This is a genomic window from Bacillus sp. LH1, assembly GCF_057924895.1.
The window spans coordinates 3292274-3313266 of the sequence record NZ_CM175007.1 but is presented as its reverse complement, the minus strand read 5'-3'; the positions used below and the strand labels follow the sequence as shown (position 1 = coordinate 3313266).

At 35.0% G+C, this 20993-nt stretch carries 14 protein-coding genes and 1 pseudogene; 14 read left to right on the top strand and 1 reads right to left on the bottom strand.

Annotated elements, in window-relative coordinates; all coding sequences use genetic code 11:
- Nucleotides 1-184 precede the first annotated feature (184 nt).
- The 7 genes from ACX9TM_RS17120 (at nucleotide 185) to ACX9TM_RS17090 (ending at nucleotide 10604) form a co-directional block, all read left to right on the top strand.
- A complete protein-coding gene (locus ACX9TM_RS17120; RefSeq protein WP_000258858.1) occupies nucleotides 185-922 on the top strand; it encodes a GTP cyclohydrolase II in 738 nt (245 codons plus the stop codon).
- Complete coding sequence (gene ribD, locus ACX9TM_RS17115) at nucleotides 915-2012, top strand: bifunctional diaminohydroxyphosphoribosylaminopyrimidine deaminase/5-amino-6-(5-phosphoribosylamino)uracil reductase RibD (RefSeq protein WP_033695542.1); 1098 nt, start codon at nucleotides 915-917, stop codon at nucleotides 2010-2012. The genes ACX9TM_RS17120 and ribD overlap by 8 nt, the downstream gene beginning before the upstream one ends.
- 59 nt (nucleotides 2013-2071) lie before the next feature.
- Entirely contained in the window at nucleotides 2072-2641 is a 570-nt protein-coding gene (locus ACX9TM_RS17110) for a 5' nucleotidase, NT5C type (protein ID WP_000668224.1), read from the top strand.
- Nucleotides 2642-3094: 453 nt separating this feature from the next.
- Complete coding sequence (locus tag ACX9TM_RS17105) at nucleotides 3095-4810, top strand: methyl-accepting chemotaxis protein (RefSeq protein ID WP_065212048.1); 1716 nt, start codon at nucleotides 3095-3097, stop codon at nucleotides 4808-4810.
- 299 nt (nucleotides 4811-5109) lie between these two features.
- Nucleotides 5110-7338, top strand: coding sequence for a putative mucin/carbohydrate-binding domain-containing protein (locus tag ACX9TM_RS17100; RefSeq protein WP_065382462.1), 2229 nt, complete (start codon nucleotides 5110-5112; stop codon nucleotides 7336-7338).
- 168 nt (nucleotides 7339-7506) lie between these two features.
- A complete protein-coding gene (locus ACX9TM_RS17095) occupies nucleotides 7507-9204 on the top strand; it encodes a M4 family metallopeptidase (protein WP_001058949.1) in 1698 nt (565 codons plus the stop codon).
- A gap of 605 nt (nucleotides 9205-9809) precedes the next feature.
- Complete coding sequence (locus tag ACX9TM_RS17090) at nucleotides 9810-10604, top strand: SDR family NAD(P)-dependent oxidoreductase (protein WP_000551092.1); 795 nt, start codon at nucleotides 9810-9812, stop codon at nucleotides 10602-10604.
- Between the two features lie 254 nt (nucleotides 10605-10858).
- Here ACX9TM_RS17090 and ACX9TM_RS17085 read toward each other — a convergent pair whose 3' ends face one another.
- Complete coding sequence (locus ACX9TM_RS17085) at nucleotides 10859-11854, bottom strand: zinc-dependent alcohol dehydrogenase family protein (protein WP_065382585.1); 996 nt, start codon at nucleotides 11852-11854, stop codon at nucleotides 10859-10861.
- A 406-nt stretch (nucleotides 11855-12260) separates the two neighbouring features.
- Here ACX9TM_RS17085 and ACX9TM_RS17080 point away from each other — a divergent pair, with 406 nt between their 5' ends.
- The 7 genes and pseudogenes from ACX9TM_RS17080 (at nucleotide 12261) to fsa (ending at nucleotide 20623) form a co-directional block, all read left to right on the top strand.
- Nucleotides 12261-13214, top strand: coding sequence for an LLM class oxidoreductase (locus ACX9TM_RS17080; RefSeq protein ID WP_002195683.1), 954 nt, complete (start codon nucleotides 12261-12263; stop codon nucleotides 13212-13214).
- A 13-nt stretch (nucleotides 13215-13227) separates the two neighbouring features.
- Nucleotides 13228-14181 carry an NADP-dependent oxidoreductase gene (locus ACX9TM_RS17075; protein WP_065382244.1) on the top strand — a complete coding sequence of 318 codons (954 nt, stop codon included), beginning with the start codon at nucleotides 13228-13230 and terminating at the stop codon, nucleotides 14179-14181.
- A 250-nt stretch (nucleotides 14182-14431) separates the two neighbouring features.
- Nucleotides 14432-14968: pseudogene (locus tag ACX9TM_RS17070) on the top strand (glucose-6-phosphate dehydrogenase); the annotation flags it as partial.
- Nucleotides 14969-15320: 352 nt separating this feature from the next.
- Nucleotides 15321-16805: a glucose-6-phosphate dehydrogenase gene (gene zwf, locus ACX9TM_RS17065; protein WP_000445365.1), complete on the top strand. Its 1485-nt coding sequence runs from the start codon at nucleotides 15321-15323 to the stop codon at nucleotides 16803-16805.
- 39 nt (nucleotides 16806-16844) lie between these two features.
- Nucleotides 16845-18839: a transketolase gene (gene tkt / locus ACX9TM_RS17060; RefSeq protein WP_000193012.1), complete on the top strand. Its 1995-nt coding sequence runs from the start codon at nucleotides 16845-16847 to the stop codon at nucleotides 18837-18839.
- A gap of 112 nt (nucleotides 18840-18951) precedes the next feature.
- Nucleotides 18952-19845 carry a phosphogluconate dehydrogenase (NAD(+)-dependent, decarboxylating) gene (gnd, locus tag ACX9TM_RS17055; RefSeq protein ID WP_001195924.1) on the top strand — a complete coding sequence of 298 codons (894 nt, stop codon included), beginning with the start codon at nucleotides 18952-18954 and terminating at the stop codon, nucleotides 19843-19845.
- Nucleotides 19846-19954: 109 nt separating this feature from the next.
- Nucleotides 19955-20623, top strand: a complete 669-nt coding sequence (gene fsa, locus ACX9TM_RS17050) for a fructose-6-phosphate aldolase (protein ID WP_000667692.1) — start codon at nucleotides 19955-19957, stop codon at nucleotides 20621-20623.
- Nucleotides 20624-20993: the final 370 nt, after the last annotated feature.

The window sequence follows — 20993 nt, the reverse complement described above, 5'->3', positions numbered from 1 at the left end:
AGTTGTTTTATGTAACTAAAACTCTTTTCTTTAAATGGCCAAAGTTGTAATGATACATATTGCATATAAGCTGAGAGAAAAAAGAATAGCATCTGTAAAAACACTTACGTTGTGTAAGTTAAACAATAAAAAATATAACAATGGAAGAGAATTTTTAGAGATTCTCAATACTAGGAGGTACCTAATGGTTACAACAGATACAATTCATATGTTAGAAGATAAAATTCAATTTATACATCAAGATGGAAAGGATATTTATTTAGTAGGACCTATCAAATTGCCAATTAATTTATATGGGGAGACTAAAATTTTCCAATGGTATTCTTGGTTACAATGTAGTGAGGTTACAAATAGTGTAGAAGGAATTATCAAAAAACTCTCATCTATTAATTTAGCTGATATGCAGCAATCTAGTGTGCTTGTATATGGTGATTTTGAGAATTCTGAAGATGCCCTAATTCGTATGCATAGTATTTGTCACACCGGTGATATCTTTGGTAGTAAACGTTGTGACTGTGGATTCCAATTAAAGCAGTCTTTACAAATGATTACAGAACATGGTTCAGGTGCTTTATTTTACTTAGCGAATCATGAAGGAAGAGGAATTGGTTTGTTTAGTAAAGCAATGACGTACCTCTTGCAAGAAAATGGGTTAGATACAGTAGAGGCTAATCTGAACCTAGGCTTTGAAGATGATGTTCGAAACTATGATGATACAATTGAAGTATTAAAAGCGCTACGCTCAAAACCTGTAAAACTTATTACAAATAATCCAAAAAAATTAGAAGCGTTACAAAAAGCTGGATTAAATGTTACGAGTCGTGAACCGTTATGGGGTGATATCTCAGAGTTTAATGAGAAATATTTGCAAACGAAGATTCAGCGTTCTGGACATTTTGAAGGGGGACACTTACATGCTTGAGCATGAATTGTATATGAAGCTAGCACTAGAAAATGCCAAGGCTATGAAGGGACAAACGACTCCAAATCCATTGGTTGGATCTGTAATTGTAAATGATAATCGAATTGTAGGGGTCGGAGCACATATGAAGGCCGGAGAACCACATGCCGAAATACATGCGATACGTATGGCTGGAGAACAGGTACGTGGTGCTACAATCTATGTAACTCTTGAACCTTGTTCTCATCATGGTAGAACAGGGCCTTGTGCTGAAGCAATTGTACAAGCAGGAATTAAGAAGGTAGTAGTTGCTACACTTGATCCAAACCCGCTTGTTTCTGGACGTGGAATTAAAATTCTACAAGATGCAGGTATTGAAGTACTTGTAGGAGTGTGTGAAGAAGAATCTAAAAAAATGAATGAAGTCTTTAATAAATATATTTTGACAAAGCGTCCATTTGTAACGATTAAATCAGGAGTTACATTAGACGGTAAAATCGCTACGTCTTCATCGGATAGTAAGTGGATTACATCTACAGAAGCAAGACAAGAAGTACACCAAATACGAAACGAAAATGCGGCTATTTTAGTAGGAGCGAATACTGTTCAAAAGGATAATCCATCATTGACAACGCGTATTCCAAATGGACGAAATCCAATTCGAATAATATTGGACTCGACATTACGCATACCGATGGAAGCTAATGTTGTTACAGATGGAGAAGCTCCTACCTGGATATTTACAACAAGTAATCATGCAGCGAAAAAAAAGATAGCATTAGAAAATGCAGGAGTTAAAGTATTTGTTACTAGCAGAGAAAAGCATATAAACTTACATGAAATGCTTGATGTTTTAGGGCAAAAAGGAGTTTCCTCCCTGCTTATTGAAGGTGGTGGAGAGGTAAATGCTTCGTTTATTGAAAATAAATTGATGGATAAACTTATATTATATGTCGCACCAAAAATTATTGGGGGCAGATTGGCGCCTAGCTTTGTAGAGGGGACTGGTATTACTAAAATGCAAGATGCAATTGAATTTAAGGATGTATCATTTACCCAGGTTGGAAAAGATTATAGATTTATTGGCTATCCAGAATATCGGAAAATATAAGGAGAATAAAAGCTACTTATATGTTCCGATAAATGGATTGCAGAAAGGAGCGATGAAGAGTGAAGTTTGGATTTGATATCGATGATACATTAATTGATTTAAGGCAGCATGCTTTTCATTTATATAATAAGAAATTAAACAAAAAAGTAGGATTGGATGTATTTCATTCTTTAAAAACAATTGAAATTCATGAAGCATTTGGCATGACTTCGGAGGAAGGCAGTCATATGTGGAATAGTTTGCTGGATGAGATTTATTATACTTCTTGTTCACCGTTTCCATATGCAGTAGAGACATTACAAGAATTAGAAAAACAGGGACATGAAATATACTATATAACAGCACGGCCTAAAGAACATGGAGAGCAAACAAAAAAATGGTTAATAGAAAAAGGTTTTCCGGTACATGAAGATCGCTTTTTCTATGGAATGAAGGATGAAGAAAAAATACACTTCATACAAGAAATAAAATTAAACTATTTCTTTGATGATAAGCCGGCAGTCTTAGAAACGTTAATAGGAAAACCGATAAATGTGTATGCAAAAACTACTTCTTACAATCAACATCTCAATATCCCGCGGATTACAAGTTGGACGGAGTTAGGAGATATTATAAAGAAAGAAATGTGAGGATTTAACTGGCAAATCAAATAGAGCTAAGAGTATATTGAGTGTTACAATTTTAGAGGAAAGACATAGGTGTTATGTCTTTCCTTATTTTTTAATACTATCGTTTTTATTAGTGTGATGTGCTAGGAGTACTTCTAATAGAGAGGAAATAGAAAAATGAGCAATAAGAAAAATATTTTTAAGCTAGTCTTGTATGGTAGTGTAATTTATACATCAATGATGGGTTCCCCTGGTGCCACAATATTTTTGGATATTTTGGATGAGAAGTTCAAGAATTAATAGGGTGTGTTCATAATCATGAATTTTTGGAAAACCAAAATTACAATGTTAGGTTATTTTGAATCAGTAGTGGATGATATGCAAAATTGCATATTACAAAATAAACATCGTAATTTTTGGATTCTTGGTATAAAATACATTACTTAAACTATATATTAGAATGGAGAAAGTGAATTGGAATTATTAAGAAACAGTAAGGTTGGTACAAAACTAAACATATTAATAACTATATCAAGTATTGCATGTATAGTATTATCCCTAATAGGGTTTTGGGGATTAGAAAGAGGGAAAAGTACTTCCTCTAATATGTATGAGGATAATTTACTACCAATTGAGTGGATTGGTATTGTAGAATCTAATTTTTATCATGTTAATATGAACTTTATGGAAATTATGGTATCAAAAGATGAAAAAAGAATGAATGAATTAATAAGAGAAATGGACGGAATTCGTCAGGAAAATGATTATCTTTTAAAGCAGTTTGAGGCTAAAGTTATTTCTACTAAAGAAAAAGAATTATATAACACGTTTTATGAAACATTTAATAAATTAAGAACTCAAATGAAGAAAGCGCAAGAATTAGGGAAATCTAATAATGAGGAAGCATATGCATATTACCTAAAAGAGATTGAACCTAATATGCAAAAATCAATAAAATCAATTCGTGAATTAATTTTATATAATAGTAATAATGCAGAGCTTTTACAGAAGGAAAATAATAATAGTGCTCAAAATACAATGATAATGTTTGTTAGTATTTCGCTTTTAGCAATTTTAATAATTATATTAATTGGATATATTATTAAATTAACTATCCGAAAACCACTTGTGTTACTACAAAATGATATGGAAAAAGTAGCAGCTGGAGATTTAACAACACGTACTCCTTATAAAGCAAATAATGAATTAGGGCATATTGTTCAGTCTTTTAATAGTATGTTAGATAACCTTCAACAATTAATTGCGAATGTTAAGATGACAACACAAGAGGTTATTTCTACTACGGAGGGCGTATTACAAGATACAAATCGAGCGTCTAGTATTTCAAATGAGGTTGTACAGACTGTTTTAGAAGTAAAAACAAAAATAGAAGGACAGGTAACTAGTATTCAGGAGAGCTCATCCTCAATGGAAGAAATTACAACAGGGGTGCAAACTGTAGCTGAATCTTCAGCAGTAGTCGCTGAGGTAGCAGTAACGACTACAGAACGAATAAATATCGGTAGTGAAGTGATAAATCACTCTATTCTTCAAATGAATAGTGTACATGATGTTGTCGAGGAAACATCAAAAGTAATAAATAAACTTGTTACACGTACACAACAGATTGATACAGCTCTCGCTGCAATTACTAATATTGCCGAACAAACGAATCTTCTTGCCTTAAATGCCGCTATTGAAGCGGCACGTGCTGGAGAGAATGGGAAAGGATTTGCAGTGGTTGCCGCAGAAGTTCGAGACTTGGCTGAGCAATCTAAAGAATCTGCAAAGGAAGTGAATCATTTAATAAAATCCATTCAACAAGATACTCAAGATACAGTTAATGTCATGCGAAAAGGCCAACAGAAGGCAGTAGAAGGAAAAGAAGCTGCCCACAAAGCGAATCAAACCTTCTTGTCTATTATGAGAGATATTGATAAGATTACAAGTCAAATTCAAGAAGTATCCGCAGCGACAGAAGAGATGTCTGCTGGTACAGAAGAAGTAAATGCTTCTCTTTCGCTAGTTTCTGAAACTGCAACGGATGTGAAAAAGGAGACGCTTCAAACAGTAAATTCAATTCAATCACAGGCCGTATCAATTGAACAAATATCAATCCAATCCAACAAAATGAAAGAAAAGGTGGAAGAATTAAGGGGATTGGTTTCAAAATTTAATATTACAGAATAAGATAATTTATTCAATTATAAATGTAATAACATGTATGAAAACACATGAAGACTTAAGGGGCTTCGTGTGTTTTTTTTATTGAATAATGTATGAAATAATATTGGATCATTACAAGATATCTCGAAATTTTTCGTTAAACATTAATATATGCAAAATTACATATATTTAATGATTGATAATCATGAGCTAATGTAACTATAATAATTACACTAATAAGTAACTTACTGACGACAGTTATAAGTAAAGAAGGAGGGTTTTATTGTATTTTGTATATAAAAAATAGAAAAGGAGATATGTAAATGAAAAGGCTACTTGTTATAGGCATCATGTATACAATGTTTTTCCTCATAGGAAATATACACTTACATGCTGATGAACGAACAAATGTAAAAGAAATTACTAGTTTAGAAGAGCCTACTTGGATATTTCAGGCGGGCATAAGTAAGGGTAAATATCACGATCGACAAGATTTAGGATTTATTTTGCAGAGAAATACACCATTAAAGGTAAGACAAACGAATCCTAATTTTAAAGACAAATTAACATTACGTTTATTGTCTAATGACTCTAAAAATGAAAAATCCATACAAGTAGGAAATGAATGGATTACCATTCAAGGTGATACGCCTTTAGTTCCTTTCATAGATACTCCGTATGGTGAAGAGCACGCTGTACTTGAGTACCAAGTAGGGAATGAAAGTGCTACTAAACCTCTTCCCATTTATAAACAACAAGGAAGTGTATCTCAATTTTTTAGTACATGGGATCAATTTGATGGAGAGTATGCGTTACTTCAAGGGGAGAGTTTTCAATTATTTATACCTAAAAAAGATAAAGAAATAGTAAGGTCTTTAAAAGATTTTCAATCATTGGATGAGTTAATTGCGTATTATGAAAATATTTTTGCGATGTATGATTCAATTATTGGTTTAGATGGTTCAGCGGTTGAAAATAAAAAAAGTCAAAATCGTTATTTTTTAAAAGCAGATATATCCGGTGCTGGCGGTGCCTATTATGGTGCAAATTGGACAGCGAATAGTTCAGATAGTACAAAGATGTGGTTAGATAAACTGAGTTGGGGAGCTTTACATGAAATCGCTCACGGATACCAAGCTGGTTTTGATAATCAAGGAATATTTACAGGAGAAGTTTCTAATAATCTATTCGGTGTTCAATATCAATATAGTAAATATGGAAAAAAAGCAGATCAAGTTGGTTGGTTGTTTAATTTCGGGAAAAAGGAACAAGTAGAACGGAATTTATATAATGCTTTAATGAAAGAAAATAAAAATTATGATGACTTAGATTTACGACAAAAACTTATTCTTTTAACGATGGCGAAACAAAAAGCTGGCGATGAAGCTTTTGCAAAAATGTATCAAGGTTATCGAAAACTAGCTAGCAATGCTGCTTTCAAAAAGGGGGATTATTCTTTACCGGATTTAATGAATCAGTATTATAGCGAGAATGTACAAGTTGATTTTACACCCGTTTTTGAAAGATGGGGCTTTAAGCTTAATCATAAACAAATAGAGATGAATAGGGCGAAAGGTTATCCGGCAATGACTTCTTTAGCGTATATAGTGCCTGAATCACAATTAGCTAAGGCGAGAGCTCTAGTTGATCCTGATATTCCGATAAACTCTAACTTTGAAATAGTTACGAATCAGCAAATTGCTTCACTTGGGTTAAAAGGGAATTTGCATATCCATTTAAATACAAATGAAATAGATACATTGAAAGGAAGAAAGATTAAATTAAAAGAAGGGAATACAGTTGTTCAAGAAAAAACAATTGAAACAGCAGATATCAATTTACAAGACGTACCAAATGGGGTTTATACGGTTGAAATTTCAGGTGAGAAAATGGATAGAATGTATCATTTCCGTTCGTATTATGCCTATGTAAAGGAAAAGGATAATAGTCTAACGATTGATGTTAACGAAATGAAAGTGAGCAATTTGGTAAATGAAACGATTCAATTCCTAGGATTAGGAGATGATCAGTTTGCCGAATTAAATACAGACTTAGAGCAAAAGCGGGCTGTTTTTACGGTTACTACTAAAACGCCTCATAGCTATTATGCAGATGAAAAATACGCATCAATAGAGGTGTTTAATGAGAAAGGTGAAAAAATTTATACGAAGGAAATGGAAGGGACAAATGTAACGATTGTAAAAGATACTATTCCACTAAAAGAAGGATATAAAATTAAAATCTATCATGATGAAATAAAAAAACGATTAACTAGTAAAGCTACTATTATTAATCCTATGAATAAAACGAATGAATTTATAATGACAAAATGGGGACTGAAAAATACTTATTTAAAAAATAATCCAGAAGAAAATCTTATGAAAAGAATTGATGAAGAAATGGAAGAAATTATAAGTAATCCGGTTTTAAAAGAGATACCAATGCAAAAATTAGAAATGAAAAAGAATGTGTGGATGGCGATAAATATGTTATCAGAACCACAAAAAATAACGTATATAAATAAATATAAAGATAGCTTATATAATGAGTAATTTTTGAGGAATGAAATGAATCTAAAAGTAAAGACGCAATCTATCTATATTATGAGGAATCACAATTCATAAACAGTAGATAAACATAGATAGTTTGAAATATCTATGTTTCCAATTTTGAAAAAACATTTATTTAACTTAATAATAAGATTATAAAGGAGTAAGAATATGAATAATTTCGTAAAGGTAGGTTTAACTACAGGAGTGGTGTTATCGGCGATTATGCCCTATGGAGGAGTGCATGCGGAAACAGAAGATTTAAAAGTGGAAACAAAGGAAGATACGTTCCGAACAGGTAATTTAACAGCACCTTCTCAAAATTCGGCAGAAAATGTAGCAAAGGATGCACTAAAAGGAAAAACAGAACAAGCATTATCATCAAAGCAAGTTAATACGGAATCCAAAGTTAATTATAATGTTACGCAAAGTCGTAAATCTTATGATGGTACTACATTGGTACGTCTTCAACAAACGTATGAAGGACGTGATGTATACGGATATCAACTAACAGCACATATTAATGATGATGGTGTACTTACGAGCGTTTCAGGGGATAGTGCCCAAGATCTACAACAACAGGAAGATTTGAAACAACCTATTACTTTATCAGAAGAGGATGCAAAAAAACAGCTTTTCAACATCTATGGAAATAATCTCACATTTATTGAAGAACCAGAAATTAAACAAGTGGTATATGTAGATGAAAATACAAATAAAGCTACAAACGCATATCAAATTACTTTTAGTGCATCTACACCTGAATATGTATCTGGTACAGTATTAATTGATGCTTTTGGTGGTAATCTATTAAAAGAACTCGTTCAAAAATTGGGTATACAAGTAGATAGTAGTATTGTCCAATCTGCGACAGCAAATAAATCACAAGATTCTTCAAGATTAACAGGTACAGGAAAAGATGACTTAGGTATTAATCGTACGTTTGGAATTACGCAGCGAAGTGATGGAACGTACATGCTTGCAGATTATTCTCGTGGTAAGGGAATTGAAACATATACTGCTAATTATAAAGATTATAATAATTATAGAAGAAATGTATGGGGTTATCTCGATGATTTAGTAACAAGTAATTCTACAAATTTTACTGATCCTAAAGCAGTTAGTGCTCATTATTTAGCAACGAAAGTATATGATTTTTATCAAGAAAAATATGGCCGTAACAGCTTTGATAATAACGGACAAAAAGTAATTTCTGTCGTTCATGGTTGGAACACAAATGGTACGAATAAAGGAAATCCTAAGCAGTGGTTTAATGCATTTAGTAATGGAGCTATGCTAGTATACGGAGATCCAATTGTTAGAGCATTTGATGTGGCAGGACATGAATTTACACACGCGGTTACAAGAAATGAGTCTGGACTTGAGTATGCAGGAGAAGCTGGTGCAATTAATGAGGCTCTATCTGATATTTTAGGAGTAGCAGTTGAAAAGTATGCTAATAACGGAAAGTTCAATTGGACAATGGGAGAACAATCAGGTCGTATTTTTAGAGATATGAAAAACCCATCATCTATCTCTTCTAGATATCCGGAGGACTATAGACATTATAATAACTTACCTATTGATGCTGACCACGATCATGGTGGTGTACACACGAACTCTAGCATTATTAATAAAGTAGCTTACTTGATTGCTAGTGGTGGAAACCATAATGGAGTAAACGTACATGGCATTGGAGAAGATAAAATGTTTGATATTTTCTATTATGCAAATACGGATGAATTAAATATGACTTCTAACTTTAAAGAATTAAAAGAAGCTTGTATTCGTGTAGCAACGAACTTATATGGTAAAGACTCATTAGAAGTACAAGCTGTCCAACAAGCCTTTAAAGCAGCTTATATTTAATAATATTGCGATGAATTATAAACCCTTTTATTTTAATATAGTGATTAATTTGTGTGTATAGGCAAAAACCTTGTAGAATTTTTCTGCAAGGTTTTTTTAGAATTTTATTTTATAAATGTGTTATATGGTTTTTAGTTAATTAGGATAAAAATAATCTTATAACTGTATGTAAGAATGTGTGATTTTACAACCTTTTCTATGATAAAAAAAGATACTACTTTAGCAAATATAAAGAGTTAGAAATTATAGTTTATAGGGCACTTTTTTGTTCCTATGGAACTTTAAAGTGCGTAATTTTCTTTATCGTTAATATATATCATAATGGTATTTATTAGTTGGTTTTAGCTTTACTCTGCTGTTGATGTGATTTTTTAACATGACAATGATTAGAATCAGAATTATCGAGTAGATCTAAATGATAATAATTTCGATTTTTAATTCCGTACAGAGTCCAATAGCTACATAATTTTCGTTTATACTCTTTCGAAAAAAGGGTGGATCTGCTTATTTTCTGTTAAAGATAAGAGAAGTGAACCACAATATAAACGTAATTATTTATTCCAACGTAAGTCAATCATGTAGCACATGAATTTGGAGGGATCTATATGCATATGCAATTAAAAGGAAAAACAGCACTGGTTACTGGATCTACGGCAGGGATTGGAAAAGCAATTGCCACTTCATTAGTAGCGGAAGGAGCTACTGTACTTATTAATGGACGCCGTGAAGAAAATGTTAATCAAACGATAAACGAAATTCGAGCGCAGTATCCGGATGCTATTCTTCAACCTGTAGTAGCTGATTTAGGAACAGAACAAGGGTGCCAAAATGTGATTGAAAAGTACCCTGAAGTAGACATTCTTATTAACAACTTAGGGATTTTTGAACCTGTAGAATATTTTGATATCCCTGATGAAGATTGGTTTAAATTGTTTGAAGTCAATATTATGAGTGGTGTTCGACTTACTCGCTCGTACTTGAAAAAAATGATTGAAAGAAAAGAAGGAAGAGTCATCTTTATTGCTAGCGAAGCAGCTATTATGCCATCTCAAGAAATGGCTCACTATAGTGCGACTAAAACGATGCAACTCTCACTTTCTCGCAGTTTAGCTGAGCTGACGACAGGAACGAATGTGACTGTTAATACTATAATGCCTGGTTCGACTTTAACGGAAGGAGTGGAGACTATGTTAAATAGTCTTTATCCTAATGAGCAATTGACAATAGAAGAAGCTGAGAAGCGATTTATGAAAGAGAATCGACCAACCTCTATTATTCAAAGACTTATTCGACCAGAAGAAATTGCCAATCTTGTCACGTTCTTAAGCAGCCCACTTTCTTCAGCAATTAATGGTTCCGCGTTGCGAATAGACGGGGGATTAGTACGTAGTGTGTTTTAAAAAATTAAAAACAACATAATATTCTGTTGAAGGTAAAGATGGTAAGGCAAATGAGGTGTATTTTATCTATTAATGGAAATATATAAAAAGCAAATTGCGACATGCAAACAGCCGAATTTTCTACTATAAGAAAAATTCGGCTGTTCTTTTTTTACTTGTTGTAAAGGATGGAAAGCTTTTAAGATTGTGGCACGCCTCTTAAGACAAAGATAAGGCGAAGCAATCCCGCTGTTATTTGTATTATTTAGTGAAAGTTACCAAACGTTTTTCAACACTATTTTCCCAATTGCTTTATTTGACTCCAAATATTCATGTGCTTGTGCAACTTCATCAAACGTAAAAAGTTTAGAATCTAGCAATGGTCGAAGGTGTCCTTCTTCTACTATTTGCGTTAGTTTAGTTAAAATTTCCCCGCAAGCGTCACGTTTATCTGTATGTAATATTTTTAACGCCATAAAAGTAACGTGCAGAGAGAGTCCTTTTGCGTGTAAAGGAGAGAGGTCATGGGTTGAACGAGCTGCAATTGTTACGACAGTTCCGTTGACCGCAGCAGCTTCAAAAGAATGATCAAGATTCTTGCCGCCTACTGTATCAAATATAACTTCAAATCCGTTTCCGTTCGTATGTTCTTGTACATATTCTTGAACAGATTCTTCTTTATAATTAATAGCTATGTCGGCTCCTAGACGATGGGCGATGTCTATTTTGCTTTGCTGAGAAGCGGTTGTAAAAACTTTAGCGCCTGCCCATTTAGCTAGTTGAATGGCTACGTGTCCTACGCCACCAGTAGCTCCATGAATGAGAATATTTTGACCAGGTTTAATATTTGCACGATCAAATAAAGATTCCCAAGCTGTAATTGCAACTAATGGTAGAGCAGCAGCTGCTTCCATTGTTAAATTTTTAGGTTTGTGAGCAATTAATCGTGCATCAGCAAGCATAAATTCTGCAAGTGCACCTCCAGTTTCTTTAAAACCTCCGGCACATCCGTATACTTCATCCCCACATTTAAATTTCGAAACACCTTCTCCTACTTCAATAACAATACCAGCTACATCGCCGTGTAATATAGCTGGAAACTCAGGAGCGACTGCTGAAACGGCACCACTACGCATTTTTGTATCGATTGGATTTACACTTGTTGCTTTTACATCGATTAGAACATGACCTGGTAAAAGTTTTGGTTTTGAAACTTCTTCTAATTGAAATACAGATGAACCCCCAAAAGAATGGATAATTTGTGCTTTCATAGTTTATACCTCCTGTTTGTGGTTATAGCATAGCAAAGTACGAAAAATAAGTATAATATTTTGAATTTGGTTAGTAACAATTTTATATAAAGAAAGGGAAAGTACGTGAAATAATGAAACGTATTTGCAAAAGCAACAGTAAAGCTTTTTGAAGAAAGGGTAGATGTTATTTTTGCAGCATGATTTATTATTACTCACTTAGTATAGGTACTTTAAAGTGCCTACATCACTTTAAAGTACGTACTGTTATTCATGTTATGGCCGATTTATAATAACACTCGTAGCACAAAGAAAGTTATAACGATTACAATCGGCAACAATGTGGTGTTGCAGTGTTGCTTATAAATTTTGAGAAGAAATATGAAAAGTATAGGTTTATATGAATGAGGGAAAGTGAGTGAAACACATGGAAAAGTTTGCGAACCATTTTGGATATAATCGTATGTTTGCGAAAGATCAACTTACGTTAGGAGTTCACATTCCGATTGAAAATTATCAGTTTCATGCTCCAACGATGGAAAAACAAGTAGAGTTAGTACAAAAGGCGGAACAATACGGTTTTACAGGTGTATGGCTTCGCGATGTATTGCTGCAAGACCCTGATTTTGGTGATCCTGCAACAGGTCAAATTTACGATATGATGATTTATTTGACGTATTTAGCAAGCAAGACAGAGAAAATCGCATTTGGAACGTCGGCAACAGTGTTGTCACTTCGTCATCCATTGCGTGTAGCAAAAGAAATTGCTACATTAGATCAACTATTTCCAGAAAGAATTATGCTTGGCGTTTCATCCGGTGACAGACGCGCCGATTTCAAAGCGTTAGGTGTTAGTCATGAAACACGAGGTGAAAAGTTTAGAGAAGCATTTGCTTACTTGGAAGAAATTTTGTATAAAAACTTCCCGTCTATCCAGTCGACACTAGGAGAAGTTCATGGTGCGAATTTAGTTCCAAAACCGTCTAAACGTGTTCCAACCTTTATTACAGGTTTTAGTCAGCAAAATATGGAATGGTTTGCTGAACATGGAGATGGATGGATGTATTATCCACGTAGTCCGGTGCATCAGGCGGGAGCAATTGGACAATGGAGAGAACTAGTAGAGGATTATCATCCAGATGTATTCAAACCATTTATACAACCGATGCATTTAGATTTATCTGAAGATCCAAATGAACGTCCTACACCGATACGTTTAGGTTACCGTACAGGGCGTAAGGCACTAATTGAATTACTTGATATATATAAAAGTATTGGTGTGAATCATTTATTCCTTGCTCTATTTGATGGTCAACGTCCAGCTGACGAAGTATTGGATGAGCTAGGAGAAGAAGTGCTACCGCATTTCCCAGCCTTGTAAAGGAGTGAAAAGAATGAAAGCAATAGGACTTATGCAATATGGAGATAAAAGTGTACTACAAGAGATTGAAATGCAGACACCGCTATTGGAAGACAACGATGTACTGATTAAAGTATATGCAGCTGGTGTAAATCCTGTGGATTGGAAAATACGTGAGGGTTTACTTCAAGACGTAATTTCTTATGACTTCCCGCTCGTTTTAGGATGGGATGTTGCAGGTGTAGTTGCTGCTATAGGAAAAAACGTAACAGTATGTAAAGTGGGGGATGAAGTATATAGTCGTCCAGATATTGAACGAAATGGTACGTATGCAGAGTACGTGGCAGTAGATGAGAAGTATGTAGCGAAAAAACCGAGAAATCTATCTTTTGAGGAAGCGGCATCAATCCCTCTAGTAGGTTTGACAAGTTGGCAAAGTTTAGTGAAATTCGCTAATGTTCAAAAGGGTAATAAGGTTTTAATTCATGCTGGATCTGGCGGGATAGGTACGTTTGCTATTCAACTAGCGAAAAGTTTCGGTGCACATGTTGCAACTACGACTAGTACGAAAAACATGCAATTTGTAAAGGATCTAGGCGCTGATACTGTCGTCGATTACAAAACGGAAGACTTTTCTTTGCTTTTGCATAATTACAATATTGTATTTGATGTGTTAGGTAGGGATGTACTAAAGAATAGTTATAAAGTACTTGCACCAAATGGAAAGTTAGCGTCTATTTATGGTCCGAAAGGTATGAAAATTCCGCAAACCGAGATATCAAGAGAGAAAAATATTGAGAGTGACCATATATTTACTGAACCTAACGGATATGAACTTTCTCTTATTACAGAATTAATTGAGAGCGGGAAGATTAAACCTGTTGTCACGCATGTGTTGCCTTTACATGTAGAAGGTGTAAAAAAAGCACACCACATAAGTGAGTCAGAACGTGCTCTTGGGAAAATTGTATTGAAGAAACATTGGTAAAGTATGAGGTTTTAGAGACAGTATTGTGCTAAGTAGCGAATGAACTTATATATTCTATTCTAGCAATTGTTTTAAAAGGGAGAGAACAAATGGATTCAATGACATTTCTTTTACCCCGCATTAACAGGCAGTAAGACCCCCACCTCAAAATTCAGCGATATCATAGAAGTTAGGTGGGGGCAACTGCCTGTAAAAGCCCGATTGGTTCAACTAATAATCAGTGGGGATGAACAAAACCCCCACTGATTAAAGTTTCACTTTATCCGGAGCGACAGGGGATTTAGCGAAACGCAAAATTTATCCTGCTTTATATAAGCTATTTAGTAATCAAAATATACCACAATCTATTTCGATTATCGGTATCGGCAGAAGGGTAATGTCAGATGTGGAATTTCAAACAAAGGTAGAACAATCCCTTGCTACATTTTCTAGAAGATCTACTGATGATGAATTAGGAGTAGAAGAATTTATTAGCACATTTCGTTATTGTCAATTAAATACAGCGAATATAGAGGACTATCAAGATTTGTTGCGTCTTGTAAAGAGGCGTGAAACAGAACTAAACATTCCTGAAAACCGCATGTTTTACCTATCTGTTATACCAGAAGTATTTGATGTCATTGCTTTAAATATTAAGGAAAGTGGATTGTGGGCTACAAAAGGATTGAACCGTCTTATTATAGAGAAGCCTTTTGGTTATCATGTAACGTCTGCTCGTGAGTTTAATAGAAAAATGATTGAAGATTTTGATGAAACTGACATTTGTTATATCAATCATTATCTTTGAAAATGAATGGTAATTAGGAATACACTTAGAAAAGCATTACGAAATAAATAGTATGTAATGCAAGACATTTTTATTGACGATAATAATTTATATGGTTAATATACTAGACATAAGATTATTTAATTACTAAAAGTAATCGGATATACATTTGTTTGTTGAGTTCGATAAATAAGTAATCTGTGGTAGAAGTGCTTTGAATTGCCACTATTAATATTGGGGACAATTAGAAAGCGAAAGGTATAAAAGGAATTGGAATTTGATAACTCTTTGTTTTTTTTATAAAAACAGGGGCTTCTGTACAATTCATTTTTAAAATATTGACAAGGATTATACAACAAGAGGGGGACTGAAATTGGAATCAATGACCTTTGTTTTATTTGGAGCGACAGGGGACTTAGCGAAACGCAAAATTTACCCCGCACTATATAACTTATATAGAGATCAAAAGCTTCCAAAGCAAATATCCGTTATCGGGCTTGGGAGACGTCAAGTATCTCATGTGGATTTTCAAGAAAGAATAAAAGAATCAATAGAGACGTTTTCCCGTCATAGAGAAGAAGGTACTCCAGAACTCGAAGTTTTTTTAGATAACTTTCGCTATTGTCCATTAGATGTGAGTAAGCCGGAAGACTATGAGAGATTATTACAAGTCGTTCGTGAAAGGGAAGAAGAGCTACATATAAAAGGTAATAGAATGTTCTATCTTTCAGTTGCTCCTGAATTTTTCGAGACGATTGCTTTAAATATTAAGGAAAGCGGACTTGATAAAACAGATGGATGGAAACGCCTGATGATTGAGAAACCGTTTGGGCACGACCTTGCATCTGCTCGTGAGCTGAATGATAAGCTTAGTCGCACGTTTGAAGAAGACGAGATATACCGTATTGATCATTATTTAGGTAAACCGATGATTCAAAACCTTGAAGCGCTAGAATTTGCAAATCCTGTTCTCCAGTCGATTTGGAATAAAGAACATATAGCGAATGTACAAATCACAGCTAGTGAAACAGTTGGGGTTGAAGAAAGGGCAGGATATTATGACCAGGCAGGAGCCATTCGAGATATGGTTCAAAATCATATGTTACAAATATTAATGATGACTGCTATGAATCTGCCGGAAAAGGTTAATGCATGTGAAATTCGAGAGGAAAAGCGAAAGGTAATGGAGACGCTTCGTAAAGTGAAAAAAGAAGACGTTCAAAACCATATCGTTCGCGGTCAATACGTTTCAGGAGAAATAAAAGGCGGACAAGTTGTAGCGTATAAAGAGGAGCCAGGAGTAAATCCTTCTTCTAACATAGACACATTTGTTGCTGCTCGCCTGTGGATCGATAATCCATTTTGGACTGGCGTTCCATTTTATATACGAACAGGTAAACGAATGAAAGAAAAGTCTACTCGTATTGTAATCGAATTTAAAAATACGTTAAAACAGCAATATCAAGATAGTAATCCAAATGCAGCACCTAACTTATTAATAATTGAAATTAGTCCAGGTGAGAACGTTTCATTACAGTTAAATAGTAAAAATCCATTGAAAAATGGAGAAATTGAACCGATGCGTATTAACTTTACTTGTGAGCAAGCGGATGTGGGAGTACCTGAAGCGTATGAAAGACTCATTCATGATGCGGTGAGTGGAGACGCTACATTCTTTGCACATTGGAGAGAAGTTGAATTGTCATGGGAATGGGTACAACCAATTCTTGAAGCATTCGAGGAGAACTTATTACCACTTCATGAATATGAGTCTGGTTCATATGGTCCAGATGCGTCTAATGAATTATTGCAAGAAAGTGGATTTAAATGGTGGTTAGATCAAGAGACGGAAAAATAAGTACTTTCTTTCATGAAAGCATGTAGGGGGACGATTACTATGACACAAAACATAAATCAATTAGCAGTGAATACAATTCGTACATTATCAATTGATGCTATTAATGCGGCAAATTCAGGTCATCCAGGTCTTCCGATGGGAGCAGCACCGATGGCTTATGCATTATGGGCGAATCATTTAAATCACAATCCTAATCATCCGAAATGGTTTAACCGTGATCGATTCGTTTTATCAGCGGGACACGGATCGAGCCTACTGTATAGCTTACTTCATTTAGCTGGATATGACGTTTCAATTGATGACTTGAAAAACTTCAGAAAGTTAAATAGTAAAACACCAGGACATCCTGAGTTTGGTCATACTCCTGGAGTTGAAGCGACGACAGGCCCGTTAGGACAAGGGATTGCGAATGCTGTCGGAATGGCAATGGCAGAAGCGCATTTAGCAGCGAAGTTCAATAAGGATGGTCACTCTATTATAGATCACAATACGTACGCTTTAGTCGGAGATGGTGACTTAATGGAGGGTGTCGCTTATGAAGCGATGTCAATGGCAGGACATATGAAACTTGGCAAGTTAATTGTACTGTATGATTCAAATGAAATTTCACTTGATGGTGAATTAGGCATTGCTTTCTCTGAAGATATTCAGAAAAGGGCAGAATCTGTACATTGGCAATATGTAAGAGTTGAAGATGGAAACGATGTCGATGCTATTACAAAAGCTATTCAATCAGCGAAAGAAAATACGGATCAACCTACTCTTATAGAAATTAGAACCATTATAGGTTATGGAAGTCCAAAAGTTGCTGGAACGAACAAAGCACATGGTAATCCGCTTGGAGTAGAAGAAGCGACAGCGACAAAACAAGTGTATGGTTGGCACTATGAGGAAGACTTCTTTGTGCCTGAAGAAGTAACAGCTCATTTTAATGAACTGAAACAAAAAGGTATTGAAAAAGAAAATGACTGGAATGAGCAGTTCAACTCATACAGAGAGTCGAATCCTGCGCTAGCAGATGAATTAGAAAAAGCGATTACAGGTGATGTTTTAATTGAAGCGAAAGACATTCTATCTTTTGATACTGAAAAAACGATTTCCACTCGTGTTGCAAGTGGGGAAGCTATTAATCATTATGTGAAATCGATTCCTTCTATTTTCGGTGGAAGTGCGGATCTTTCTCATTCTACGATGACAGATATAAAAGGTGAAGCAGTATATGCAGTAGAATCATATGCTGGACGAAATATATACTTCGGTGTACGTGAACATGCAATGGGCGCGGCAGCGAATGGACTGGCTCTCCACGGAGGAGTAAAACCTTTCGTAAGTACATTCTTTGTATTTAATGATTACCTTCGTCCATCGATTCGACTGGCTGCACTGCAAAATTTACCTGTTACTTACGTATTTACACATGATTCGATTGCTGTAGGAGAAGATGGTCCAACGCATGAACCAATTGAACAATTGGCAGCGCTTCGAGCAATTCCTGGTTTAACAGTTATCCGTCCGTCAGATGCAAATGAAACAGCAAGTGCTTGGGCGTATGCTTTACAGCAAACGGATGGTCCAGTCGTTTTAGTACTGAGCCGTCAAAATTTACCGGTGTTTAATGAAACGAAAGCGAACATAGAGAATCTCTCTAAAGGAGCTTACGTATTAACACAAACAAATGAAAATCCGGATGTAATTTTAATTGCGACAGGTTCTGAAGTATCCTTAGCTGCTAGTGCGAAAGCAAAATTAGAAGAAGAACAAGTTTCTGTTCGCATCGTTGCAATGCCGAGCTGGGAGTTATTCGATCGCCAATCGAACGAATATAAAGAATCCGTTCTTCCGTCTTCTATAACGAAACGAGTATCTCTTGAGATGGGTGTATCTCTCGGGTGGGAACGTTATGTAGGACAAGAAGGAAAAGTACTATCAATTGAAACATTTGGAGCTTCAGGAACTGGAACTGAAGTCATGAATCTATTTGGATTTACGACAGAAAATGTTGTTCAAATTACAAAAAATGTGTTGAATTCTTAAGCTATGACTGTGAATACCTTTCTGTACATACTAACATTTCAGTGCTGAAAGGTATTCCAGATTGTAGTGATATGGATTTTTAATAAAAGATAATTTGAGGAGGAATTATATTATGCAAGTAGGATTAATTGGGTTAGGTAAAATGGGATTAAATTTAGGGAAAAATTTAATGGATCATAAACATGAAGTAGTAGCATTTGATTTAAATACGAGCGCAGTAGAAGAAATGAAAGAGTACGGGGCAACGGGTACATCTAGTTTAAGTGAACTTGTTCAGTCATTACAATCACCAAGAATTCTTTGGGTAATGGTACCACACGCTGTTGTTGATTCTGTTATTGATGAGGTTACACCACTTTTATCAAAAGGAGATATTCTAATTGAAGCTGGTAATTCACATTATAAAGAGTCTATCCGCCGATATGAGCAATTAAAGGAAGATGGCATTCACTTTATGGATGCAGGAACTTCTGGTGGAATGGAAGGCGCTCGTAATGGTGCTTGTTACATGATCGGAGGAGATCAAGAAGCTTGGGACATCGTTGAACCTATCTTCCGCGATACTGCTGTAGAAAATGGATTCTTATATGCTGGAAAAGCTGGTAGTGGTCACTTCTTAAAAATGGTTCATAACGGAATTGAATACGGTATGATGGCTGCTATTGGTGAAGGATTTGAGATTCTAGAGAAAAGTGAATTTGACTACGATTATGAAAAAGTATCAAGAGTATGGAACAACGGTTCAGTCATTCGTTCTTGGTTAATGGAATTAACAGAAAATGCATTTTCTAAAGATGCAAAACTGGATGAAATTAAGGGTGTTATGCATTCTTCTGGTGAAGGAAAATGGACAGTAGAAACAGCATTAGACCTTCAAACAGCAACTCCTGTTATCGCAATGTCTCTATTAATGCGCTACCGCTCATTAGACAATGATACATTTACAGGAAAAGTTGTAGCAGCTCTGCGCAATGAATTTGGCGGACATGCAGTAGAAAAGAAATAAAGTGAAACTTTAATAAGTAGGGGCTTTATTCCACATCAATCGGGCTTTTACGGGATAAGCATATTAAACATGTAACTCATCAACGTTTAAAAACTGGAGGGAATTGATCATGAAATTTTTTATTGATACTGCAAATCTTGAGGACATAAAAAAAGCATATAAACTTGGAGTTTTAGCTGGTGTTACAACGAATCCTTCTTTAGTAGCAAAAGAGGGCGTTAAGTTTGAAGACCGTATCGCAGAAATTTGTCAGGCAGTACCTAAAGTTGAGTCTGTTTCGGCAGAAGTAACGCCAGATGCTGTTACAGCTGAAGAAATGATTGCTCAAGCAGAAGAATTAATTAAAATTAACGGTGGCGATAAAAACGTCACGATAAAACTTCCAATGACGCTAGCAGGATTAGAAGCTTGTCGCTATCTTACTGAAAAAGGTGTGAAAACGAACGTTACACTTATTTTCACTGTGAACCAAGCACTTTTAGCTGCTCGAGCAGGTGCAACGTACGTTTCTCCATTTTTAGGACGCTTAGATGATATTTCTGAAGATGGTGTACTATTAGTTGCTAAAATTGCTGAATTATTCGATGTTCATCAATTAGATACACAAATTATTGCGGCTTCTGTCAGACATCCAGATCATGTAACTCGTGTAGCGATGGCAGGTGCTCACATTGCAACAATCCCTTATAAAGTAATCGAGCAACTTGCTATGCACCCATTAACAGATCAAGGTATTGAGAAGTTTGCTGCGGATTGGGCGAAAGCTCCTAAATTATAATGTATAAAAGTGAAGGGGCTTGCTGAAAATTGCTTTTCATGAGAGGACAAATTCTAAGTAACTTCATCGTTTAAACTGGATCCCGAGTTTGTAGTCTTACTATGTGAAAACAGCAAGAGAAGAAAGCGTCATTCACTTTTAAAAAAGGAAAATTTGCTCGCGCGAAGCGTTTATCACAATGACATTATAATTATGAAAGAGAAATCCCCTTATCAGAGAGATGAGTTAAAGTATATCTCTGATAAGGGAGATTCTTTTTGTATAAATCATTATGATGTGAGGATGCTTTTAAGTGCATATCAATATGTAAAGCTATCTTTTACTCAAGTAAGAACTATATAGGTTCTTTTCATTATATAGCATTTTTGAA